This is a genomic window from Achromobacter kerstersii, assembly GCF_902859595.1.
Taxonomy (GTDB): Bacteria; Pseudomonadota; Gammaproteobacteria; order Burkholderiales; family Burkholderiaceae_B; genus Achromobacter; species Achromobacter kerstersii.
Genome location: NZ_CADIJQ010000014.1, coordinates 59,703 through 82,617 on the forward strand (window position 1 = coordinate 59,703; position 22,915 = coordinate 82,617).

16 protein-coding genes are annotated in these 22,915 nt (G+C 62.4%); 10 read left to right on the forward strand and 6 right to left on the reverse strand.

Annotated elements, in window-relative coordinates; all coding sequences use genetic code 11:
• Nucleotides 1–75: 75 nt before the first annotated feature.
• On the reverse strand, nt 76–570 hold the full coding sequence (locus HV765_RS28560) for a MarR family winged helix-turn-helix transcriptional regulator (protein ID WP_175171694.1): 495 nt from the start codon (nt 568–570) through the stop codon (nt 76–78).
• 137 nt (nt 571–707) lie between these two features.
• On the opposite strand from HV765_RS28560, the gene HV765_RS28565 reads away from it, so the two are divergent.
• Genes HV765_RS28565 through HV765_RS28575 form a run of 3 tightly spaced genes read left to right on the forward strand, consistent with a single transcriptional unit; the run spans nt 708 to nt 3,471 of the window.
• Nucleotides 708–1,973: a flavin-dependent oxidoreductase gene (locus HV765_RS28565; RefSeq protein ID WP_175171695.1), complete on the forward strand. Its 1,266-nt coding sequence runs from the start codon at nt 708–710 to the stop codon at nt 1,971–1,973.
• Nucleotides 1,970–2,455 (forward strand): DUF3237 domain-containing protein, encoded by a 486-nt coding sequence (locus HV765_RS28570; protein ID WP_054424271.1) that lies wholly within the window; start codon nt 1,970–1,972, stop codon nt 2,453–2,455. The genes HV765_RS28565 and HV765_RS28570 overlap by 4 nt, the downstream gene beginning before the upstream one ends.
• Nucleotides 2,456–2,505: 50 nt before the next feature.
• A complete protein-coding gene (locus HV765_RS28575) occupies nt 2,506–3,471 on the forward strand; it encodes a Bug family tripartite tricarboxylate transporter substrate binding protein (protein ID WP_054424269.1) in 966 nt (321 codons plus the stop codon).
• Between the two features lie 43 nt (nt 3,472–3,514).
• Here the strand turns inward: HV765_RS28575 and HV765_RS28580 are convergent, their stop codons facing one another.
• Nucleotides 3,515–4,330, reverse strand: coding sequence for an aminotransferase class IV family protein (locus HV765_RS28580; RefSeq protein ID WP_175171696.1), 816 nt, complete (start codon nt 4,328–4,330; stop codon nt 3,515–3,517).
• A 105-nt stretch (nt 4,331–4,435) separates the two neighbouring features.
• On the opposite strand from HV765_RS28580, the gene HV765_RS28585 reads away from it, so the two are divergent.
• From HV765_RS28585 to HV765_RS28595, 3 genes are all read left to right on the forward strand, one after another.
• Entirely contained in the window at nt 4,436–5,368 is a 933-nt protein-coding gene (locus HV765_RS28585) for a LysR substrate-binding domain-containing protein (RefSeq protein ID WP_175171697.1), read from the forward strand.
• Between the two features lie 159 nt (nt 5,369–5,527).
• A complete protein-coding gene (locus HV765_RS28590) occupies nt 5,528–6,127 on the forward strand; it encodes a nitroreductase family protein (RefSeq protein ID WP_054424265.1) in 600 nt (199 codons plus the stop codon).
• Nucleotides 6,128–6,304: 177 nt separating this feature from the next.
• Nucleotides 6,305–7,366, forward strand: coding sequence for a sensor domain-containing diguanylate cyclase (locus HV765_RS28595; RefSeq protein ID WP_175171713.1), 1,062 nt, complete (start codon nt 6,305–6,307; stop codon nt 7,364–7,366).
• A gap of 15 nt (nt 7,367–7,381) precedes the next feature.
• Here HV765_RS28595 and HV765_RS28600 read toward each other — a convergent pair whose 3' ends face one another.
• Nucleotides 7,382–8,320 (reverse strand): hypothetical protein, encoded by a 939-nt coding sequence (locus tag HV765_RS28600; RefSeq protein WP_254600757.1) that lies wholly within the window; start codon nt 8,318–8,320, stop codon nt 7,382–7,384.
• A gap of 188 nt (nt 8,321–8,508) precedes the next feature.
• Between HV765_RS28600 and HV765_RS28605 the strand changes: the two genes are divergently transcribed.
• From HV765_RS28605 to HV765_RS28615, 3 genes are all read left to right on the forward strand, one after another.
• On the forward strand, nt 8,509–9,789 hold the full coding sequence (locus HV765_RS28605; RefSeq protein ID WP_254600758.1) for a COG3904 family protein: 1,281 nt from the start codon (nt 8,509–8,511) through the stop codon (nt 9,787–9,789).
• A gap of 36 nt (nt 9,790–9,825) precedes the next feature.
• Nucleotides 9,826–10,656, forward strand: a complete 831-nt coding sequence (locus HV765_RS28610) for a lysozyme inhibitor LprI family protein (protein ID WP_175171698.1) — start codon at nt 9,826–9,828, stop codon at nt 10,654–10,656.
• A gap of 166 nt (nt 10,657–10,822) precedes the next feature.
• Nucleotides 10,823–16,957, forward strand: coding sequence for a DUF3320 domain-containing protein (locus HV765_RS28615; protein WP_175171699.1), 6,135 nt, complete (start codon nt 10,823–10,825; stop codon nt 16,955–16,957).
• Between the two features lie 88 nt (nt 16,958–17,045).
• On the opposite strand, the gene HV765_RS28620 is transcribed toward HV765_RS28615, so the two are convergent.
• Complete coding sequence (locus tag HV765_RS28620; RefSeq protein WP_054424251.1) at nt 17,046–17,438, reverse strand: hypothetical protein; 393 nt, start codon at nt 17,436–17,438, stop codon at nt 17,046–17,048.
• The gene (locus HV765_RS28625) at nt 17,435–18,784 is read right to left on the reverse strand and encodes a PAAR domain-containing protein (protein WP_175171700.1); all 1,350 of its coding nucleotides are present in this window, start codon (nt 18,782–18,784) and stop codon (nt 17,435–17,437) included. The genes HV765_RS28620 and HV765_RS28625 overlap by 4 nt, the downstream gene beginning before the upstream one ends.
• A 417-nt stretch (nt 18,785–19,201) precedes the next feature.
• Between HV765_RS28625 and HV765_RS28630 the strand changes: the two genes are divergently transcribed.
• Nucleotides 19,202–19,924, forward strand: a complete 723-nt coding sequence (locus HV765_RS28630) for an META and DUF4377 domain-containing protein (RefSeq protein ID WP_254600759.1) — start codon at nt 19,202–19,204, stop codon at nt 19,922–19,924.
• Between the two features lie 67 nt (nt 19,925–19,991).
• Here HV765_RS28630 and HV765_RS28635 read toward each other — a convergent pair whose 3' ends face one another.
• On the reverse strand, nt 19,992–22,454 hold the full coding sequence (locus HV765_RS28635; RefSeq protein ID WP_175171702.1) for a penicillin acylase family protein: 2,463 nt from the start codon (nt 22,452–22,454) through the stop codon (nt 19,992–19,994).
• Nucleotides 22,455–22,915 lie beyond the last annotated feature (461 nt).

Genomic DNA, 22,915 nt, shown 5'->3' on the forward strand with positions numbered 1-22,915 from the left:
CTGGGTTTCAAGTAAGCGGTCGAATGATCGTATCACCGCCGCCGCGCACGAACTCGCCCACGCGTTCGCACGCGCTTAACTGCCCAGTTTCCCCAGCAGGTTGATCAACCGCTCCTTATCCGCCGCGCTTAGCTGGTGGCTCATGCGGGCGTCGTGCGCCTGCACCGCCTGTGTAATTTTCGCCAACGCCACGCTGCCCGCTGCTGTCATTGCCAGCGAATAGGCGCGCTTGTCGTGTTCGGCATCAAGCCGTTCAACGTAGCCCAAGTCTTGCAACTGATTCACGATCTGTACCGCGCCCGACCGCGCGATCCCCAGGATGCGGGCCAGGTCGGTGAGCTTCAAGCAGGCGTTGGCCGAGATCAGCGTCAGGGCTGAGAAGCGCTGGGGGGTGATGTCCCACGGGGCAAGCGCGGCCAGGAAGTCTTCGTAGATCACGATCTGTGCGCGCCGGATGGCATAGCCGATCAGGCCGTCGAGTGCACCGTATTGGATACCGGGAACGTGCGGGTCGAAATGTTCGCCACGCGCGGCGGGGCGCCGGGGGCGTTGGGATGCAGCTCGGGACATGGAGGGGCAATCGCGATTCGGGGCCTCAACACTAATGCAGTCAATGCCGCCGCGCTACCGCATTACGGGAAATCCCCGGGGTGCGAAACCTACCCGGATTTTGTTATGTTGCATAACAAATAAAACCAGGAGTAGACATGCAAATCGTCATCGCCGGCGCAGGCATCGGCGGGCTGACGCTCGCCTTGATGCTGCATCGCCACGGCATCGATTGCCGCGTATATGAAAGCGCGCAGGAACTGCGGCCCTTGGGCGTTGGCATCAACCTGCTGCCCCACGCCGTGGCCGAGCTTGAACAGCTGGGCCTGATGCCCGCCTTGGCCGAACGCGCCATCGAGACTTCGCAGCTGCACTACTACAACAAGCTGGGTCAGCCGATCTGGCGTGAGCCGCGTGGCCTGGAAGCCGGGTATCCGTTGCCGCAGTTCTCGGTGCATCGGGGTGAATTCCAGATGCTGCTCGCGCAAGCGGTGCGTGAACGATTGGGCGAAGGTGCGATCGTCACCGGCATGGTGCTGGAATCCGCGGAACAGGACGCCTCGGGCGCCACGGCGCTGTTCCGCCGGCGCGCGGATGGCAGCACGCATCGCGTGCGGGGCAGCATTCTGGTGGGCGCGGACGGCATTCATTCCGCGTTGCGCCGCCAGCTGCATCCCGTGGGTGATGAACCGCGCTTCTCCGGCCGCATGTTGTGGCGCGCCGTGACCGAAGCCGCGCCCTATCTGGACGGCCGCAGCATGTTCATGGCCGGGCACCAGGACCAGAAGTTCGTCTGCTATCCCATTTCAGAGCCGTTGCGCCAGCAGGGCCGATCGCTCATCAACTGGATCGCGGAACTGTCGGTGCTCGGCGCGGAGTTGCCCGCCACCGATTGGAACCGCCAGGTCGACAAGTCGGTCTTTGCGCATCGGTTTGCCGACTGGCGCTGGGACTGGATCGATATTCCCGCCATCATCGACGGCGCGCAGGCCATCTATGAATTCCCATTGGTTGACCGCGACCCCTTGCCGCGCTGGACGCGGGGGCGCGTGACGCTGCTGGGCGACGCCGCGCATCCCATGTATCCCATTGGTTCGAACGGATCGGCCCAAGCGATTCTGGATGCGCGCTGTTTGTCCGACTGGCTGGCGCAAGCGGCCAAGGGTGGCGTACGCACGCTTGAAACCGCCTTGTTGGAATATGAAGCGGATCGTCTGCCGCGCACGGCGGGCATCGTGCTGCGCAACCGCTTGAACGGCCCCGAGCAAGTCATGCAGATGGCCGAAGAGCGCGCGCCGCAAGGCTTTGCGGACATCAACGACGTGATCGCGCAGCAAGAGCTGGCGGCGGTATCGTTGCGCTACAAACAACTCGCGGGCTTCGACCCCGCGGCTTTGCAGAAGAACAGGGGAACCACGCCATGAGCACACACGACGCATTGATGGACCCGTTGGCGCCGCAGCTGGAACATGTGGCGACCGTTGTCGTCGAGGTCGGCGTGCCGCAAGAAGTGGGCGACACGCCGCAAGGCTGCCGCCGCGTGATTCCCATTACCGGCGGCACGGTGGAAGGCCCGCGCCTGCGCGGCAAAGTGTTGCCGGGCGGGGCGGATTTCCAGGTGATTCGCTCGGCCACGTACACCGACATCCACGCGCGCTACGTCATCGAAACGCCGGATGGCGAACGCATCTATGTCGAGAACACCGGCATCCGTACCGGCCACGCGGACGACATCGCGCGGCTCGTACGCGGCGAACCGGTTGACCCGGCCCGCATTTATTTCCGCAGCTATCCGCGTTTTGAAACGGCGTCGCCCGCCTTGGGCTGGATGAATGAAAGCCTTTTCATCGGCACGGGCGCGCGTTACCCGGATCGCGTCGAATTGCGCTTCTACCGCATTTGCTGAACCCGCGGCACCCGCCGCGGCATGAATATAAAAACGACTCGGAGACAACCATGACATCAATGCTGCGCCGCCTGTTTGGCGGCTTCCTGCTGTGCCTGCCGATTGCGGCGATGGCGCAGTTTCCCAATGGCCCCGTGCGCCTGAACGTGGGCTTCCCGCCGGGTACCGGGCCGGACATTGTGGCTCGCACCTTGTCGCAACACATGGGGCCGCTGCTGGGCGAAAGCGTGGTGGTGGAAAACAAGGTGGGCGCGGGCGGGCAGATCGCCGCGCAGACGGTGGCGCGCAGTCCGGCCGACGGCCAGACGCTGCTGCTGGGCGAGGTCGGCTCCATCAGCATTTCGCCTGCCACCTATCGCAACTTGAACTACAACCCGTCGCGCGACTTTGCGCCGATCTCTGAAGTGGTGCGCGCCGATTTCGTGCTGGTCGTGCCGGCCGATTCACCGTATCAGGACTTGGCCGCGTTCGTTGATGGCGCCAAGAAAGCGTCAGACCGCATCAATTTCGCGACCTTCGGCGCCGGTACACCGGGCCATTTTGGCGCGGAGCTGTTCGCACGCGAAGCGGGTATGAAGATCGAGGCCATCCACTACCGGTCCACGGGGGATGCGGTGTCGGGCCTGGTATCCGGCGCGGTGCAGGCCGCGTTCGTGACGACGGCGCTGGCCGTGCCGCAGGTGCAAGGCGGCAAGCTGCGCGCGCTGGCCATCACCGGCGCGCAACGCTCGCCCGCGCTGGCGGCCGTGCCGACGTTTGCGGAGCGCGGGTTGCCGGCAATCAACTTCGGCGCTTGGTTTGCGCTGTTTGCGCCCGCCGGTACGCCGGAGGCAGTGCTGAACCGCTTGCAGAAAGACAGCGCCGCCGCATTGCGCCAGCCCGCCGCCGTGCGCAGCTTGGGTGAGGCAGGCTTCGTCGTGGTGGGGTCCGACCGCCAAGCGCTGCAAGCCTTGCTGACGACGGAATCCAAACGCTGGTCCGACGTGGTGAAAGCCACGGGCTTCCGGGCGGACTGATCGGCGTCACGTGCCGGGGGCGCATGTGCGGCACCCGGCACGATCAGGGCAATACAGGTTCCTCGGCCAGATACGCCGCATGCAGCAACGCCATGAAGGGCGGCGCCTCGGGCATGGCCGTGTCACCGATCCGGTTCACGGCAACGCCCGGCGTCCAGGAATTCATGACTGCCGCGCCCGCCAGAGTTGGCAGCGTGTCCCGCGTGATGGTCTGCACCCGTTGCGGCACGCCCATCTTTTCCAGTTGCCGTTGCACGATGCCCATCGTGGTGCCCGTCAGCATGGCGGCATCGGGCCATACGACGGCACGCCCATCCCAGAACGCCAGGTTCCAGATCGACGCCTCGCTCATACGCCCATGGCGGTCCATGAATGCCGCATCGTCAAACCCTTGCGCGGCGGCTTGGCGCAGTAGATAGGTCTTCGCGACTTCGCCAACGTGCTTCACCGACGGCAGCATGCGCTCATGCTCGACCACCGCCAGGGACAAGGGGCCGGCCGGTCCGGACGAGGGCGGACCGGTGCGCACCAACACATCCAGCGGCGTGTGCCTGTCCGCAACGGTGAACTCGCCCGCGGGGGAATACACGGTCGCCACCAGCGACACGTCCGCGGGGCCCGCCTGGATCGCGGTGCGCAGCGCGTTCAAGATGACCGCATCCGGTAGCGCCTGGCCGAACATCTCAAGCGAGGCGGCGCGCAATCGCGCGCGATGCAGATCCAGCCCGCGTACCTGGCCGCTGCGCACCTGCATCGCGGTGAAGTGCGCGTAGCCGGCGAGAGCCAGCGGGGCCAGGTCTGCGGCGGTGGCGGCCTGGCCATTGCGTTGCGTGACAAAGGAAAGGGCGGGGGCGGGCATCCGAAAAGCTCCAAGGTGATCATCAAGTTCCACCACTATCCCGAATTGCCATCACCGGGGGAAACGAGTAATTTTCATCCGATCATTAAATCTGGCTTGAAGATCATGAACCGAATGCTGCCCGGCACCCGCGCGTTACGCACCTTCGAAGCCGCCGCACGCCATCTGAATTTCACCCGGGCCGCCGACGAGGTCGGGCTGACACCCGCCGCCGTCAGCTACCAGATCAAAGAGATCGAAGCGCAACTGGACATCGTGCTGTTCACGCGCACCAGCCGCAGCATCCAGTTGACGCCGGCGGGGGTGGTGCTGTTTGACGCGACGACAGACGCGCTCGATACCCTGCATCGCGCGGCCGCCAAAGCGCGGCGCATGAGCCGCGGGGCCGGGCATCTGCGCGTGTCCGTCGGCGCTCGCTTCGCCACAAACTGGCTGCTGCCGCGCCTGCCGGCGTTTCGCGACGCGCACCCGGGGCTTGAGCTGACGTTCGATATCAGCGACGCCGTGCGCGACTTCGATGCGGAGGATGTGGACATCGCCATCCGCTTCGGCGCGGGCCACACCCCCGGCGCGATCTCGCATCGCTTGTTCCATACCATCGTCGTGCCGGTGTGCAGCCCGGCGTTGCTCGAACAGAGCCCCGCGCTGGTCTCGCCGCGCGACCTGTTCAACCACACCTTGTGCTTTGTGGACTGCAAACCCGGCGGCATCGTCTGGCCGAATTGGCCGATGTGGATGGCGGCGGCCGGTATCGACGATTTCGACGACAGCCGCAGCGTTGCGTTCACGGAATCCAGTCACGTCGTGCAAGCCGTGATCGATGGCGGGGCCGTTGGGCTGGTGGAATGGGAACTGGTCGAACGCGATGTGCAGGCCGGCCGCCTGGTACGTCTGTTCGAGGTGGGCGTGCGGGTGGCGCCGCAGTACGCCTATCACCTCGTGTACCCCGAAGGCAGCGATGCCGATCCCCGCGTGTCCGCGCTCCGGGACTGGATATTGAATCTTGTCGGGCAAACGTCTACGCATATTGCACCGTAGATGTAGAGGTTCACAGCACATTGGTGCCATGAATAGAACAGTTTGTTCCGTCCAAAATCGGCCATTTTTGGGCGGGGACTAGTGCGTCCGTCATGGGCCTGCCGGTAGAATCCCTCCGCATATCACCCCCTATCTACCAGTCGAAAGGTCCATATTCTTATGAGCAACGCATATCTCGACGCACTCAAGAAGCGCCGCACGCAGTATTCGCTGGGCCGCAACCTGTCGGCCTCCAAAGAAGAACTGGCAACCCTGATCCAAGACGCGATCAAGCACAGCCCCTCGTCGTTCAATTCGCAAAGCTCGCGCGCCGTCATCCTGTTTGGCGCTGAAAGCGTGAAGCTCTGGGATCTGGCCATCGAAGAAGTGCGCAAGGTGGCGCCGGCCGAAGGGTTCGACAAGACCGAAGCCAAGCTCAAGAGCTTTGCCGCTGGCGTGGGCACCGTGCTGTTCTTCGAAGACCAGGACGTTGTGCGCAGCCTGCAAGAAAAGTTTGCGTTGTACGCCGACAACTTCCCCGTGTGGTCGGAACAGTCGGGCGGCATGGCCCAGCTGTCGGTCTGGGCTGCGCTGGCCAACGCTGATGTCGGCGCCAGCCTGCAACACTACAACCCGCTGATCGACGGCGTAGTGGCGCGTGAATGGAAGGTGCCGGCTTCGTGGAAGCTGCGCGCGCAAATGCCGTTCGGCTCGAACGAAAACGGCTTTGGCGACAAGCCCTTCATGGACGACGCCGAGCGTTTCCGCGTGGTCGGCTGAATCAAATCGCCGGGACGCCGTCAGGCGTCTGCATGACGGCAGGTCTCAAACCCGCATTGCCCATCAAGGGGAATGCGGGTTTTTTCATCGGTGCATAATGTCCGCTGACCCGCCCGCATTCTGACCGTGGCAGGGCTTGCTTAACCGCGCCGCCACATGCGCGCACGCTTCGAGGAGATGCCGTTGGACCCGATACTTGCCGGACTGTCGAGATCACTGCCGCAGGCCAAGACCGTCGAGCAATTGACCCGCCCGTTGTTGGACATGCTGGGCAGCGTCACAGGATTGGAATCCACCTATCTCACCTCTATCGATTTGGCGGCCGACTTGCAGCATGTGCGCTTTGCACGCAATGCGGGCGATATGCAGATTCCGGAAGGCTTGTCGGTGCCGTGGTCCGACACGCTATGCAAACGTGCGCTGGAAGAAGGCCGCCTGTGTACCAGCGACGTCGCCAATTGCTGGCCCGACTCCGAAGCCGCCCGCCAACTGGGCATCCAGACCTACGTGAGCGCGCCCGTTCGTACCGATGAAGGCACGCTGCTTGGGACGCTTTGCGCAGCCAGCGCGCAACAACACCAGATCCCGCCGCAGGCCGAAGTGGTGCTGAAGCTGTTCTCCAACGTGATCGCCAATTTCCTGGAACGTGAAATCCTGATGGAGCAGTTGCAGGCCGCGAATGTCCAGCTGCTGTCCTACGCGCTGACTGATCCGCTGACGGGCCTGCCCAATCGCCGCGCCTTGTATGAAGAACTTGAGCGCCTTGAAAAGCGGGCGCTGCGAGAAGGCGGAAGCGTCCTGGTCGGCGTGATTGACCTGGACGGCTTCAAAGGCATCAACGATACCTACGGCCACCAGCAGGGCGACGTGTTCCTGCAAGAGATTTCACGCCGGCTGGCCAGCACCTTGCGCACGTCCGACATGCTGGGCCGCATCGGCGGCGACGAGTTCGTGCTGATCGGCCCCGGCCCGGCCATTGAACGCGGCAACATCGGCCCCGGCGGCGAAGCGCAACGCGGCGAAGCCGAAGACGCCGCCCGCGCGCTGGAAGAACGCGCTACGGCGGCCACCATCGGCCGCTATCAGTTGGGCGATGCGGTCGTGCCCTACGAGGGCGCCAGCGTCGGCGTGGTGGCCGTCGACCCGCGCGGCTTGGACGCCGAATCCGCCGTCCGCCTGGCAGATGCCCGCATGTACGAAATCAAGCGGGCGCGCAAAGGGGCGCGGACGATACATTGAGGGGTAATAGCCCCATCACCGATACGCACGCTCCGCTGCCGACCACTTCAGCGTCTTGCGCCACTTGCCGCCTTGCTGGCGCAATTGCAGATCAAAGTACCCGTCCGTCTTCTCCGGCAGCACCACCAGGATGTTGCTGGCGTCGGACATGTCGTGGTCGCGTGTGCCATCGGGGTGCCAATCCCCCGCGATGGATTTGAAGAACGACATGGGTTGTGCGAAGACCACGCGCAGCGTGGGGCCGTCGATGTGGAACAGGTACAGGGCTTCGAAGTTGGCGCCGCCGCCTGAATAGCCTTCGCTCCATCCGGCGCGCACGCCGAAGGCCACGGCGCCGGGGGCGATCTTGTAGGCGGCCAAGTCGAAGCGCTTCCATTCGGTGGGTACCGACAGCAGCGGGGCTTTCGCGTCTTCAGTGGCCAGGTCTTGGGGCAAGTCGATGTCGGTGTCGCTCCAATCGGTAGGCGTCTTGACGGGGCCATCGGTGCGCGCAAGCAAGGTGGGTGCTGCGCCGGGCGTCGTGCCGAACACGCCGAACCAGACGCCGTTCTTCTCATCGTCGCTAGACAAATCGGCGCATTCTCCGCCGCCAAATTTGAGCAATTGCGCCGCGCGTTCGGGCGTCGACGCCAGGCACACCATTGCGACGAACGTTCCGCCGCGTTGCGCCCAGGGCTTTGCGCCAGCGACCACAAGGCGCGTGGGATCTTGGCCGGGGGCCAATTGCTGCACCAGGTATTCGCGCGTGAAGCCGGGGGGCAAGGCAACGCCCAGCCCGTCGGGTTGGGGTGCGCCGCTCATCTGGCTGTCGTACATTCTGCGGGCGTCTTCCGTTTGGAGGGCGCTGCGGGCCTTGTCCAGGGATGGCACGGTGGTGTCGGCCGATGCGGGAAGGCAGGGCAGGCCGGTGCCGAACAGGGAAGACAACAATAGCGATGCGAGTCGGTTGCGCATGGGAAGGAAGCGGTCTCGGTAGAGGAGGCCGGCGCAGGATAGCCCGGGCGCACGTTTCAGAACGTTGAACTCTGTTTCTATTTTGTAAGTTGATTTCATGCAAAATGGCGCGCTGCTGGCGACGACAGGCAAGACGCTTCGGCGATGCCTGATAAATTTGCGCCTTCCCCGGCGATAGAACAGATCCGATGCTTAAAAGAACACTAACGGCTTTTGGAATGGGCGCGGCGATGTCCCTGGCGGGCACGGCGGCGTCCTACGCGCAGGCCCCGCAGCAGGCGTCCGCGCAAGCGCCACAGCCGTCGGAACCGTCCGAGCGTTACGGCCCCTTTGTCTACTTTCCCAGCGCGCCCAACCTGCTCGTCTACAACACGGGCGTGGGCGCCAACGACATGCTGCACCTGAAAAAGGTGCTGCGCGAGCACCCGTCCATTGCCACGCTGGTATTGCAGAACAACGGCGGCGGGCTGGTGCATATGGGGCTGATCATTGGTGAAGAAGTCTACGAGCGCGGGCTGAATACCTACATTCCCAAAGACAGCTATTGCGCATCCGCATGCGCGTTCGTGTTCTTTGCCGGGCGTCAGCGCGTGGCGGACGGGCGTTTGGGCGTGCATCAGATCACCTCGCCCGAGATGACGAGCGAACAGGCGCAGTTGGGCGTGTCGGACATTGTGGCGACCTTGCCGAAGTACGGCGTGTCGGCGGATGTGCTGGGCATCATGTTCAGTACGCCTTCGAAAGAGATGTACTTCTTCTCGCCGCAGGAGATCGCCAAGTACGGCATCAACCGGACGGGGAACACGCAGACGGCACAGCGCAGCGCACCGCAAGGCGGGCACGTTTACGCGCCAGCGGCAGCGACGGCACAGTCGCAATCGCAGCCACAGCCGCAGCCGCAGCCGCAGCCGCAATCGCAACCGCAACCGCAATCGCAATCGCAGCCGCAACCGCAATCGCAGCCGCAATCGCAATCGCAGCCACAGCCACAGCCCCAACCCCAAGCCCCCGTTCAATCCGCGCATTCAGGACCGGCGCCGGCCGCCACCCCCACGCTGCAAAAGGACGCCGCACCGGCTCCGCTGACCGATGAGCAGCGGGCGATCAACGCGGCGGCCCTGATGATTCAAACGGGCGCGGGCAACAACGAAGACGCGCTGAAATTCACGCGTGAGTTCTACGCGGATACGGTCGACTACTTCAAGAAGCGGCGTCCGAAGTCGGAAATCCTGGCGGATAAGGAAGCGTACTTTGCGCGTTGGCCTATTCGCCGGTTCACCGTGGACCAGACCTCGCTGGTGGCGCGTTGCACCGACGGCCGCTGCCTGGTGGCCGGCATCTACGACTACAAGGTTTCCAGCCCGAAGCGCGGTAAAACCGCTTCTGGCACCTCGAACTTCACCTACGTGCTGGACTTGCGCAACAACTATCGCATCGTGATGGAAGACAGTGAAGTCATCAGCCGCTAAGCCGAACCGGCAGGCCCTTGTAAAGAGAAGAACGCAATGAAATTGGCATGTTCCGCAGTAAAAGCCGTGTTCCTGACCGGCTTGTTCGCGCTGTCCGCGCCAGCGATGGCGATCAATTGCGCCAAGGCTGGCACCGCCGTCGAAAAGCTGATCTGCTCAGACAAGAAAACCGTGGCGGCCGATGCCAAGCTGAATCGCGCCTACCAGGCGATCTTGAAGCTGGCGCCGGACGACAGCATCCGCGCGATGCTGGTGGCCAGCCAGAAGCGGTGGCTCGAAGCGCGTGACCGGGCGCTGGACCGTCTGCTCAGGGACCCGGACGGCGTGCCTGACGACAAGAGCATGGGTGAGATTGCGCGTGAGCTGATCGAGAACCGTATCGGGCAGTTCCAGGAATCCGGCAGGGGGACCGTCGCACCCACCATGATTCGCCAGGCGCAACAGCAACAGACGTTCCAGTCGCGATTCACGGGCGGCGCTTTCGCGGGCTATTGGACGACTTGCGACGTGCTGCCCGGTGACGACGTTGACTACGCCTGCTTTGCCATTCGCCACTACCAAAACAATGACCGCGTGTGCTCGGTGGACGAGTCCTGGGCGTCGGGGGCGGTCTACACCAAGCGCTACGTCGCCAACGTGGTGGATGGCAAGCCGCATGTCATCGCGTCGTGCTCGTTCAGCAGCGCCGATGAAGCCTGCGCCACGGTCGGCGACACGAAAGCGAATTGGAACCGCAAGCCTGAAGCGCCGCAATACGTGTATGCCGACAAGCCTTTGCCGAAGCTGGATGGCGAGATCGACGCGTCGGACGATACCGAATGGGTGCAGGCCTGTCTGACGGACCCCGGGTATCCGCCCGCGCAATAGTTCAACGGGCAGCGGGCTGTATTAAGGCTCATGCCCGTCGATATTTACGCTGATCAGCAAAACTTTCTGTTTCCAGAGGGCAGAGGCTCCATCGCGTCTTAAAATCCGGCATTGCAGATTTTCGCGGCCCGCATTGATGGCCTCGAAACCGAACCGAGAGATATCGATGGATAAGCGACAAGACCTGGAACCGCTGGCGATCCAGGACGGCGCGGCGCAGGCGGGCGCAGGGCTCACAGGCCCCGCGCAGACCGGCGCAGTTCAGGCCGGCACTGCGCCTGCTACCGCGTTGCACACGGCAGGGTCGAACACGCCCGACGCCATCGCCGACGCCGACGCCATCGCCATCGATATCGAAGCCGATCCCACGCTGGGCTACGCCTCGATTCAAAACGCGGTTCCCGTCGTTCGCACGTTGCGCGTGACGAACCGGTCGGCGCATACCTTCGAGAATATTGAAGTCCGGCTGCGCTGCAATCCCGCCTTCGCCCTTCCTGTGACGCTGCGCTTTGACGTGCTGGTGCCAGGAGAAATCCGCAGAATTTCTCCGCTGGACTTGACGCCCGACCACGCCTACGTGGCCGACTTGCAAGAAGCCGTGCGCGCCAGCATCGACGTAGTGGTGCAGTCAGGCACGCAGGAATTGGGCCGGGCATCGCAAGCGATTTCCGTGCTGGCGTATGACCAATGGGCTGGCACGCGTGCCTTGCCGGAATTGTTGGCCGCGTTTTCCATGCCGAACAATCCGGCTGTGGATGTGCTGATCGGCAAGGCGTCCAAGCTGCTGCGCGCGCAGCACGCCGATCTGCAAATGAACGGCTACCAGTCCAAAAGCCGCGATGTGGTGTGGAAGCAGGTGTCCGCCATCTACAGCACGCTGGCCGCAGAATCGCTGCATTACGCCGAACCGCCCGCGTCGTTTGGGGTGGACGGCCAGAAGATTCGCACGCCGGATCGCATCATGGACGCCCGGGTGGCGACGTGCCTGGATCTGGCGATGCTGTTCTCGTCCTGCCTGGAGCAGGCGGGCTTGCGCCCGGTCATTCTGATGAAGGACGGGCACGCCTGGGTAGGCGTGTGGCTGCATCAGGCCTGTTTTGCTGACCCGTTGACGGACGACGTGCAAGCCGTCAGAAAGCGCGTGGACAGCGGCGAATTCCTGGTGTTTGAAACCACCGGCATCGCGCAGCATCCGAACTTTCGCCCGTCGTTGCGGCGCGCATTGGAGCAGGGCGCAGCCCATCTGCGCGAAGAGAACACCTTCCGTTACGCCATCGATGTGCATCGCGCGCGTGAATTGCAGATCAAGCCGCTGCCGTCGCGCGTGGTCTCGGTAGCGCCCACGGATGCGGATGACGCCGAACGCCCCGCCGCCATCGAACCCACGCCCGAGCTGCCGCCGCTGGACCCGGAATTTGTGATCAGCCTGGAGCCCGCCGACGACACGCCGGAAGGCCGGCTGGCCAAGTGGAAGTCGCGCCTGCTCGACCTGACGCTGCGCAACCGTCTGTTGAACTTCAAGCTGACCAAGTCCACCTTGCCGCTTGTGGTGCCGGATCTGGCGCAGCTGGAAGACGCCATTGTCGACGGCAGCGAATTCCGCATCCGTCCGTTGCCTGCCGCCCTGATGGATGGCAGCGACCCGCGTGTGGCCGATGTGCATGTCAGCCGAGGCGGCCGCGCGCCGCTGGATGACATGGCGCTGGACGCGTTGGGCAACAAGGAACTGATTGCGCGCGTCACCCAAGAGGCGCTGGACGCCAACCTATTGACCATCTTCGGCGCAGCGCGCACCGGGCTGGAAGAGGGCGGCGCGAACACGTTGTACCTGGCGATGGGCATGCTGCGCTGGACCGAAAGCCCCGGTGCGGAAAGCGCGCATCTGGCGCCGCTTATCCTGGTGCCGGTGTCGCTGCAACGGCAGTCGGTGCGCAGCGGCTTCCGGTTGGTGCGCCATGACGACGAGACCATCATCAACCCCACGTTGCTGCAGATGCTGCGCAACAACTACGAACTGCGCATTCCGGGCCTGGACATCCTGCCCGCTGATGACAAGGGCGTCGATGTGGCTCGTGTGTTGCAGGCGTTCCGGCTGGCCGTGCGGGAAATCGCGGGCTGGGAGGTGCTGGAACAGGTGCACTTGGGGATCTTCTCGTTCACCAAGTACCTGATGTGGAAAGACCTGCAAGACCGTACCGAGCAGCTGAAAGCCAATCGTGTCGTCAAGCATCTGATTGATCACCCGGGGCAGGCGTTTGCAAAAGAACCCTTCGATCAACGCTTTGACCGCCTGGACGAAAGCTACAAACCCGAAGACCTGCTGACGCCGCTGCTGTCTGATTCCTCGCAGCTGAAGGCGATCTGCGCGGTGGACGCGGGACGCGACCTGGTGCTGGAAGGGCCGCCGGGTACGGGCAAGAGCCAGACCATCACGAACCTGATCGCGCATCTGCTCGCGCGCGGCAAGACGGTGTTGTTCGTCTCGGAAAAAATGGCCGCGCTGGAAGTCGTGCACCGCCGTTTGGCCAATATCGGCCTGGGCCCGTTCTGCCTGGAACTGCATTCGTCCAAGGCGCGTAAATCCGAGGTGCTGCAACAGCTGGGCCGCGCGCTGGACCATAGCGGCCAGCGCACAAGCGACGATTGGGCGCGCGAAGCCGAACGCCTGACGGTGCTGCGCCAGGACTTGAACGGGCTGGTCGACGCGTTGCATCACACGCATTCCAATGGCCTGACGGTGTATGACGCCATTGGCACCTGCATTCAGAACGCGGGCAAGGAGCCGTCGCCCATGTTCTGGGCGGATGCGCACGCGCACCATTACAAAGACCTTGCGCAACTGCGCGAGACGGCGCGCCGCATGTCGACCTTGTCCAAAGAGCTGGGCGTGCTGCATGGCCATCCGCTGGCGCATATCGGCATGGCCGAATGGAGCCCCAGCTGGCAAGACGCGCTGCTGGCCGCGGCGCAGGCGCTGGAGCAGGCAGTGGCAGGCTTTCAGGCGCAGGCCGTGGTGGCGGGCGACGGCGTCGGCGTGCCGGCGCAAGGGTTGAGCCTGGATGCCTACGCCCATCTGGATCAGTTGATCGACGTGCTGCTCGCAGCGCCGCAAGTGCCTGCGGGCCTGGCCACGCAGGCGCACGACCCGGCGGCGCGCTTTCAAGTGCAGGCGCTGGCTCGCCACGGTCTGGCGCGCAACGCCCATTGGGCGCAGGTGGGGGCGCAATGGAACGCGCAATTGGCCGAGCTTGATGCCAATACGCTGAAAGCCGAGTGGCTGTCGGCATGTTCGGCATGGTGGCCGAAGTCTGTCTTCGCCAAGGGCGGCATCCGCAAGCGTCTGGCGATCTATCGCACGGATGGCCAGCGGCCGGATGAGGCGTCAATGACCGCCATGCTGGCGCCGCTGGCGCTGGTGAATATCGAAGACCGCGAACTGGCCGTCTTGAAGGTGGACGCACAGCGCTTGCTGCAAGACAGCTACACAGGCTTGTCCACCGATTGGGAACAGGTGCAGCGGCATGAACAATGGGCTGAGCGCTTCGCCGATGCCGTCACGCGGGTTGCCGGCGACCCCTTGACGGCGGCGGCCCTGCGCACCCGCCTGCAAGCGCTGGTGGGCGAAAGCCGCGCCTTCCTGCAACCGGGTTCACCGCTGGGCAAATCGTTGCTGGCCTATCGGGATGCATGGCGCGCCCTGCAAGACCGACTGGCAGAAGTGGATGCGCTGGCCAAACCCACCGAAGCACTGGCGGGCGCATCGGATGCCAACGGCGCGCTGGAACGCATTCAGGGCGTGCTGGCGGGCTGGCGTCATAACAAGCAGTTCTTGATGCCGTGGTGCGTGTGGCGTCAGGCGCGCGAGCAAGCCATTGCGTCGCAACTGCAAGGCCTGGTTGCTTTCCTGGAGCAGGGCCGCGTGCCCTTGGAACAGGTCGAAGCGCATTTTGAATTCAGTTATCGCAACTGGTGGGTGAAGAAAGTCATCGACCATTCGCCCGTGTTGCGCGCGTTTTCCAGTGCCGACCACGAGCGCAAGATCCGCGAATTCCGCGATGCCGACGACCGCTTCCAGAAGCTGACGTCTGCCTACATCGCCGCCGTGCTGGCTGGCAAAGTGCCCGATGGCAACGGTGTTCTGGTCAGCCCGGATAGCGAGCTGGGCTTGCTGCGCCGCGAACTGCAAAAGAAGACGCGCCACGTTCCCGTGCGCCAATTGATGCAGCGCTTGCCGTCGCTGCTGCCCAAGCTCAAGCCTTGCCTGCTGATGTCGCCATTGTCGGTGGCGCAGTATCTGGACGCCGGCCATTCACAGTTTGATGTGGTGGTCTTTGACGAAGCGTCGCAGATTCCGGTGTGGGATTCGGTGGGGGCCATTGCGCGCGGCCAGCAAGTGGTGGTGGTGGGCGACACCAAGCAGCTGCCCCCCACGAGCTTCTTCAGCAAGTCCACGCCGGAAGAGGATGGCACGGGCGATGATGGCCAGGTCGAAGACCTGGAGAGCATTCTGGACGAGTGCCTGGGCGCCGACATGAACCGGCTGCGCTTGCAGTGGCACTACCGCAGCAAGCACGAAAGCCTGATCACGTTCAGCAACGTCACGTATTACGACTCGCAGCTGATCACCTTCCCGTCGCCCGTCACCGATGACGTGGCCGTGCGGCTGGAGAAGGTTGCGGGCATCTACGACCGGGGCGGCAGCCGTACCAATCGCCGCGAAGCTGAAGCCATCGTGCAAGGCATCGAACAGCATTATCTGGACAAGGCCCGCCGACGCCAGACATTGGGTGTGGTGACGTTCAACCAGCCGCAGCAATCCCTGATCGAAACCCTGCTGGACGCCCGCCGCCGCGCCAACGCCGAACTCGACAAGGCGATCTCTGCGCAGTCGCGTGAACCGCTCTTTATCAAGAACCTGGAGAACGTGCAGGGCGACGAGCGCGACGTGATTTATTTCTCGATCACGTTTGGCCCGGATTCCGCCGGAAAGATGACGATGAATTTCGGGCCGCTGAACGGCGAAGGCGGACATCGCCGCCTTAACGTGGCGATTTCCCGCGCGCGCGAAGGCGTGGTCATCTACAGCACGTTGATGCCGGAACAGATCGATTTGTCTCGCGTTCGGGCCACCGGCGTGCGCGATTTGAAGCACTACCTGGAGTTTGCGCTGAAAGGGCCGCGCGCCTTGGTGGAACAATCGCTGCCGACCGGCCGCGAGCCGGACAGCCCCTTCGAAACGCAAGTCATCAAGGTGCTGCGCAATCATGGCTGGGTGGTGCATCCGCAAGTGGGATGCTCTGGCTACCGCATCGACATGGGCGTGGTGGACCCGCGCGCGCCGGGCCGCTATCTGATGGGCATCGAGTGCGACGGCCGCGCGTATCACTCGGGCGCCACCGCGCGCGATCGCGACCGCTTGCGCCAGGTCGTGCTTGAAGGGCTGGGCTGGCGGCTGCATCGGGTGTGGTCCACCGACTGGTGGATCAACCCCGAACGTGAAGTGGAGAAGATTCTGGCCCGATTGAATGCGGAGCTGGAACGCAAGGTCGAAGACGAGCCCGAGGGGGAAGCCGCGGAGGCCGAGGCCGAAGCCGCTGTTGGGTCCGCTGTTGGGTCCGTCGTTGGGTCCGCTGCTGAATCCGCTGTTGAATCCGCGGGCGCGCGGGAGTTTGTGATCACGACGGAAGAAGGCGATACCGCATGGGCATCGGCGGACAGCGCGACGGGCAGCGTATCCACGGGTGGCGTCGCGACCTATCAACTGGCCGACCTGAGCGCTGCCGGCGGTGATTCAGACGCCTTCTACAGCCGCACCAACAACGCGCAATTGGCGGAACAATTACGGCTGGTCATCGACACGGAAGGCCCCATCGCCGAGACCGTGCTGCACCGTAAAGTCGCCCGTGCCTGGGGCCTGGAACGCACCGGCGTCCGGATCGTTGAACGGTTGCGGACGTTGACGCCGATGGACGTGGGTCAGACGGACGAAGGCGACGCCACGTTCTATTGGCCCGCTGGCGTCGCGCCCGAAACCTGGAACGGGTTCCGCGGCGCAAGCGACGACGACGCCACCCGCCGCCGCGTGGATGATGTGTGTATTCAGGAACTGGCAAACGGCGTGCTGCACGTGCTGTCCATGACGGGCAACGCGCCGAAAGCGGATGTGATCAAGTCGGTGTGCCGGATGTTAGGCATGTCGCGCACGTTGGCGGATGCAGAAGCACGCATCGCACACGCGATAGCCGCGCTGGCGCAGCGCGGCGTGGTGCGGGAAGAGATGGGGATGTTGCGGGTGGGGTAGGTGGCGGGGCGGGGCGTTACGGCGCTGATGTGTTGGCTGGTAAGTTGTGTCATTGGGAGATCTGGTGCAACCTCCAGCGCCGATACGTTCATGCATATAGGCGTTTAAGTGCGCTACCTATAAGCAGCGCCAATACCGAAACAGCCATCCCGCCGTAAGCGAGGTAAAGCGGAATTTTTATATCGGAAGGTATGGTGCGAACATCATTTTCACCAAAAATATGATGAACATTATTGATTGGCCAAAACGTCGCTTTGTGAAGAACTAGCCATATCAGGAGCGTGGTGGAAATGGCCAATTTTTCGTAGAGCGTCAGTTGAGATCTGGTCCTGCCATTCGCCATGGGGTGGCTTGTCAACCGGATGGCGTCGTCTAGTTTGAAGTAGTAGAAATACGCTGCAGAGGAAATATAAACGACGAACGCCAAGACAAAGACCAGTCCTGCAATGGCGCCGATATGTTGTCCGCTTAGTTCTGTCATTCGAAAATCAACTCGTATCCCGTTGTGCTCAAGTCAGCGCCGAGCGACTTACCGAGAGCGGCGCTTTCGTTCCCTGCCCATATGGACGCGCCGATGACGCCCGCCTCGCATATCAAACCGGGGGCGCCTCCTGCCGGAACGAGCATAGCGCAGAAAGCAACGCCTCCCGACGCCGCCATTGATCCACCTGCAATGTTGGCAGCTAGCCCTAGCGTTTCTCGTGAGCTCGCGACCACGCATTCTTTTTGGCTTGTGTCCTCTGCCGCGCAGACCTCATATACATCTTGCCCTGCCTTGCCAACGCTGAAGGCTAGCGCCAGTTTTGCAGCTCTTGATTCATATTTTTGAAACCAGTCATATAGTTGCTGCTGATATCGCACATAGATGGGGGTGCCGCCTGAGCGCCAGATATGTGTAACGGACTTGCTCGATAGATTCAGCGCCGCGGACAACTTTATTTGATCGGGGATGCCGGCTCGAGCCAGCAACATCCGTTTGAACTTGGTATCAATGTCCGCAAGAATCGCTGCCCGTTCAGCGCGAAACTGAGCGTCTCTGAGATTTCCTGACCGTGCAAGCGCTTGCTGAGCCGCGTCTTCAAGACGATCCAGCGCAGACTTAATGCCCTGTCCATACGATTTCAAGAACGTGCCTGTGGCTCCCACGACGTTATCGCCATTTTGTCCGATCGCGTAGGCAAGAAGATCCCAGTTGTCGAACATGGTTTGCACATGATGAACCGCGAGTTTTGTTCGTAGCGATTCAACCTCTTTGACTGAGTGGATCAGCTTCATTGATTCGGCAGTGTAGTTCTCATTCTCGTAATCGCTCGAGACGAGAATAATGCTGCCGTATTGCGCATATTTTCCGAGATGGTCGTTCAATTTTATGAAGCGCTTCACATGTTCGGGGCTGCGGTCCGCAAGTAACTCTGCCGCCAAACGTCCAATGCCAATAGGTTGGCGACGATCTTGGATGTAAAAAGAAACCTGTGCCATACCGTACACAAGTTGCTTGGTCGGTTCTTCTGGCCGTTCCGTTGGAGGTTGCTCGCTTTTTTCTGGCGGTGAGGACATACCGGAGCCATACTCCTCTAGCCAAAATTGCTGACTAGCGAGCAAAACTGCGCCACAAGATGTGCGCATCCCGTCCAGCGCTAGTTCTCGATCGCTGCCGCAGGAGAGGGAACCCTCCACAATGGGGAACGTACCATTGCATTTCGGGCAGGAAACCATATCTCCCTTGCGTGCGGCTGGCTTGCCAAACACATTGATGGTTTGGTCGCCGGTAACGACAACACCGCCGTGGCTCGTACGATCTCCTAATCTGATAACTGCTCGTTTCATCTTTCTTGTCATTTCCGGCAGGACTCTGGAATCTACAACAATTTTTGGTAGATACTCAGTTTTCGTGGTCGTGGATTGGATTATCAGCAGGACGTTAACGTGTCAGACTGTAATGGTGCGATGACAGGGCGGGGCTGAATATTTCCATGCATTGGTCCATCCACCTCCTTACGAAACTCGCTCACCACACTCGTATATGGACAATCTGCGGCCCTACCATCCAGCAAGATTTTGAAACCCTCTGATCGGCTGCTGGCCTGATCCGTCCATTCCACGGACGTAGAATGCCGCTTTTGATCAGTGCCATACGGCTCATAGGAACGAACGATGAAAAAAATAATCCTACTGGCGTCCGCATGCGCCGCGCTGCTTCAGGCTTGCGCGCAGGTTTCCTCTCCCAGCGAAGGATCGTCCTCTATGCCCACCACGACTGCGACGTCGCCCGCCAGCTCCTTGACCTTGCCCGCCTATTACTGGCGTCTGGTATCTGCCACCGATGCGTCGGGCAAGTCGATTCCGGCGTTGCAGCCGGGTGTTGAGCATCAGCTGCGTTTGGCCTTTACGAAGGATGCGTTGAATATTCGTGGCGGTTGCAACACGCAGTTTGGCGGGTATCGCTATCAGAATGGCGTGCTGCAAGTGGCAAATCTGGCGTCCACGATGAAGGCTTGCGAGCAGAGCTTGATGCAGCTGGATGCCGAGATCAACGAGCGTCTGAAAGGCGATCTACGCGCCACGCTGTCAGGCGATACGCATGAACCCGCGCTGGAACTGGCGGCCAAGGACGGCACGGTGCTGAAGTTCGTGGGTGAACCCACGCCGGAAACGCTGTACGGCAGCGCCGGTGAAATCATGTTCCTGGAAGTGGCTGCGAAGAAAGCGGAATGCAGTCATCCGATGATTCCCAATTACCAATGCCTGATGGTGCGCGAGCGCCGTTATAACGAGGCGGGCGTGCAGCAGCCGGCGCAAGATAAATGGCATCCGCTGTATCAGTCCATCGAAGGGTTCGAGCACCAGGACGGCGTGCGCACCGTGTTGCGCGTGAAGCGTTACGACTGGAAGAATCCGCCTGCGGATGCGCCGTCCAAGGTGTATGTGCTGGATATGGTGGTGGAGCAGGACGCGTCGAAGAAGTAATTCAACACCGCTGATTGAAAATGCCGGGCTGCTTATCGCAGCCCGGCATTTTTTTGATGCGCCGTCTTCAGTTGCCGGACGGCCGCAGCGTCAGCGTGTCTGAGCGTTCGCTGTCCACCTTGGCGCGGCTGAACGCCATGGGGAAGTATTCACCGGTAGCCCAGCCCTTCAACAGGTCTTGATAATGCGGGCTGCGCGGGTCGGCGGATTGGCCCGGCACGTTCTGGATGCGCGAGTTGTCCCAGTCCGACACATCAATCACCTGGCGATACGACGAGCCACTGATCTGACGGAAATCGCTCTTGCGGAACGTGCCGCGATGCACGGTGTCGTTGTCGCCACCCACCGGATAGCGCGGCGTGCCGTAGGCTTTCGCGGTGTCCGGCGGCAGCAGGCTGGCCAGGCTGTGTTCGAACTGAATGTGATGCAGCTTGCCCCATTGCCATTGGGTGGCGTCCGTTCCCAGCTTGGCACGCAGTTTCTGCGTGCCGTCCGCCAGCGCTTGCAGCAGCAAAGCGTCCCGGCCTTGTTCCGGCCGGGGACCGAAGGCGGCATCGGGTGTGGCAAGTTTTTCAAGCGTCTTGCGGGTGGACAGCTCGCCGAATGCCGCGCGCCCGTTTGCCGGGATGTAGAGATCCGACACACGCTTGACGACCTCGGGCAGCCAGAATGCGTAGACCGACGCGGCGCGCGAATCGGTGTTCATCCGGTAGTCCCAGTCTTTCAGCAGGCCCAAGGCTTCGTTCAAACCCGGGTCGGCGGCATTCAGGGACTTGGCGTAGCCGCCCAACGTGCGGGCGGGAATCGACAGGTTGTCGTACTGCAAGTCTTGCGACTGCTGCACCGTCAGGCCCTTGCCTTCAGCCACCACTTCGCGGATGCGTTGCACGCGGTACGGTTCGGCCCAGGTGCGTGCAGACATGTCCTTGTATGGGAAGTCGGCGGGCAGGTTGTATTCGTTGGCGGTGGCGACATAGCCTTCGGGCGGGTTGTACACCCGTGGCAATGCACGGCCGTCCAGGAAGCCGCGCCATTCGTAATCACCGTTGCCTGGCACTGGCAGCATGCCCGACCAGTCGCCGCGCGGGCGAATCGGCGCGATGCTGCCGCCGAACCAGCCGATGTTGCCGTCCACGTCGGCGTACACCATGTTTTCGCTGGGCGTGTAGTGCTTTTCCATGCCGGCCACGAACTCGTTCCAGTTTTGCGCCTGGTTCAACCGCAGGCTGGCCAGGTAGGCGGCGGTGCCGGGAAATTCCAGGTAGGCCGCGCGCAGCGCATAAGCCTTGTGACGTACCGGGTCTTCATGAATCACCGGGCCATGGCGCGTGAATTTCAATTCGCGCACGGCGGCGGTGGCGCCGCGTACGGGAATCGATTCACTGGTCTGGCGCATTTTTTCCCAGCCGCCCTGGTAGCGGTATTCATTGGGGTTGGCCGGGTTGGTGTCATAGACGTAAAGGTCTTCTTCGTCGCCGAAGGCAAAGATCGTCAGGCCGAAGGCGATGCGGTCGTTGTGCCCCATGGACACGCCGGGCAACGCGGGTTCGCCTGCGCCGATGACGTTCCAGCCCGGTGCGTTCAGATGAACCATGTAGCGCAAGGACGGCATGGTGATGGAGCGGTGCGGATCACCGGCCAGTATGGGCTTGCCGGTGGCGGTGTGTTGGCCGCCTATCGTCCAGTTGTTGCTTTCATAGCGGGTCGCCATGGGATCGAAGTTCGGGTCCAGCGACGCCAGACGGCCTTCTGATAATGCGCTGGCCAGCGCCTCGCGCTGATCGGCCGCAAGCGGGCTGCGCGGGAAGTCGGCCGCAACGAATTTCTGGCCATCGCGCGCCAGCGTGTAATTGGCCAACACGGTCTTGTCGATCTGGCGCACGTCCAGGCCGGCCGGCACTTGCAAGGCCAAGGGCGGCTCGAATGTGCTCAAGCCTTGTACGGCGTTCAAGCCCAGGCTGGCCACCTGCTGCGCGATTTTGACTTCTTCGTTGACGTTACGCGTCAGCGCATAGATGCGGATGAGCGAGGTCTCCGGGCTCCAATAGCCCGGCTCCGTGCCAGTCAGTTTGAATTCGGGAGGCAGTTGCTCGGGGTTCGCTTTGACCCAATTCACATAAGCGTTGATGCCGGCTGCGAACGACGTCAGGATGGCGCGGCCTTCGGGGTGGTAGCTGGCGAACTCGGCCTGCATGTCACCCCGGAACAGGAACAGCCGCGCGGCGCGGTCTTGTTCGATGAAGCGCGGGCCGAACTGCTCGGCCATCTTGCCTTCGCCTTGCCGGCGCCACAGATCCAGTTGCCACAAGCGGTCGCGCGCCGCGCTGAAGCCCTGGGCAAAGAACAGATCATTCTGGTTCTGCGCATAGATGTGCGACACGCCGTGCTTGTCGCGCACGATCTCCACGGGCTGGGTCAGCCCGGCCATGTTGATGGTGTCTTTTTTGCCTCCGGGCGCGGCGCACCCCGCCGTCAAGGCAATCAGCCCGCTCGCCAGCAATGCGGCGATCCTGCGATTGATTAAACGCATGGCTCCTCCTCCGATTTGTTGCTTTTTTATCTGCCTGCAGACCCCGAGGCCTCATGCCGCCGGGTGTGTCCCCAAGCAACTCATACAACTAAATCAGTTGCGGCGTGAAAGGTGTTTTATTTGTTGAAATTTGGGATGGCTTGTAACGCTGGCAGGAGGTGAGCATTTTGGCGCGGGATCAAGTGGGCGCCGGTCTTCCCGAACCATTGATGGGTCAAAGAACTGGCCCTAGTCGGAATTCAATGGATACATGTAGGGGCGCGTGGCCTTGCCGCTTGATGCCTTGGAGTGGCACTTTGCCGTGGCCATTCATCAACAGCTGGCGCGGTATTTCAGGCTTCAAACTCAAATTTAATGACGGGCGCGTCACTTGGTCCGATATTGCGGGGCGGCAGGACAAATTCGCACCGATCGCTGCCCATAATGGCCTCACTACAAAGCCAAGCCGGCACGAGCCGGAG

Excerpts from the sequence above, each read along its gene's own strand:
- HV765_RS28560 (WP_175171694.1), bottom strand. The coding sequence starts at position 570 with ATGTCCCGAGCTGCATCCCAACGCCCCCGGCGCCCCGCCGCGCGTGGC.
- HV765_RS28565 (WP_175171695.1), top strand. The coding sequence starts at position 708 with ATGCAAATCGTCATCGCCGGCGCAGGCATCGGCGGGCTGACGCTCGCC.
- HV765_RS28570 (WP_054424271.1), top strand. The coding sequence starts at position 1,970 with ATGAGCACACACGACGCATTGATGGACCCGTTGGCGCCGCAGCTGGAA.
- HV765_RS28575 (WP_054424269.1), top strand. The coding sequence starts at position 2,506 with ATGACATCAATGCTGCGCCGCCTGTTTGGCGGCTTCCTGCTGTGCCTG.
- HV765_RS28580 (WP_175171696.1), bottom strand. The coding sequence starts at position 4,330 with ATGCCCGCCCCCGCCCTTTCCTTTGTCACGCAACGCAATGGCCAGGCC.
- HV765_RS28585 (WP_175171697.1), top strand. The coding sequence starts at position 4,436 with ATGAACCGAATGCTGCCCGGCACCCGCGCGTTACGCACCTTCGAAGCC.
- HV765_RS28590 (WP_054424265.1), top strand. The coding sequence starts at position 5,528 with ATGAGCAACGCATATCTCGACGCACTCAAGAAGCGCCGCACGCAGTAT.
- HV765_RS28595 (WP_175171713.1), top strand. The coding sequence starts at position 6,305 with ATGCCGTTGGACCCGATACTTGCCGGACTGTCGAGATCACTGCCGCAG.
- HV765_RS28600 (WP_254600757.1), bottom strand. The coding sequence starts at position 8,320 with ATGCGCAACCGACTCGCATCGCTATTGTTGTCTTCCCTGTTCGGCACC.
- HV765_RS28605 (WP_254600758.1), top strand. The coding sequence starts at position 8,509 with ATGCTTAAAAGAACACTAACGGCTTTTGGAATGGGCGCGGCGATGTCC.
- HV765_RS28610 (WP_175171698.1), top strand. The coding sequence starts at position 9,826 with ATGAAATTGGCATGTTCCGCAGTAAAAGCCGTGTTCCTGACCGGCTTG.
- HV765_RS28615 (WP_175171699.1), top strand. The coding sequence starts at position 10,823 with ATGGATAAGCGACAAGACCTGGAACCGCTGGCGATCCAGGACGGCGCG.
- HV765_RS28620 (WP_054424251.1), bottom strand. The coding sequence starts at position 17,438 with ATGACAGAACTAAGCGGACAACATATCGGCGCCATTGCAGGACTGGTC.
- HV765_RS28625 (WP_175171700.1), bottom strand. The coding sequence starts at position 18,784 with ATGAAACGAGCAGTTATCAGATTAGGAGATCGTACGAGCCACGGCGGT.
- HV765_RS28630 (WP_254600759.1), top strand. The coding sequence starts at position 19,202 with ATGCCCACCACGACTGCGACGTCGCCCGCCAGCTCCTTGACCTTGCCC.
- HV765_RS28635 (WP_175171702.1), bottom strand. The coding sequence starts at position 22,454 with ATGCGTTTAATCAATCGCAGGATCGCCGCATTGCTGGCGAGCGGGCTG.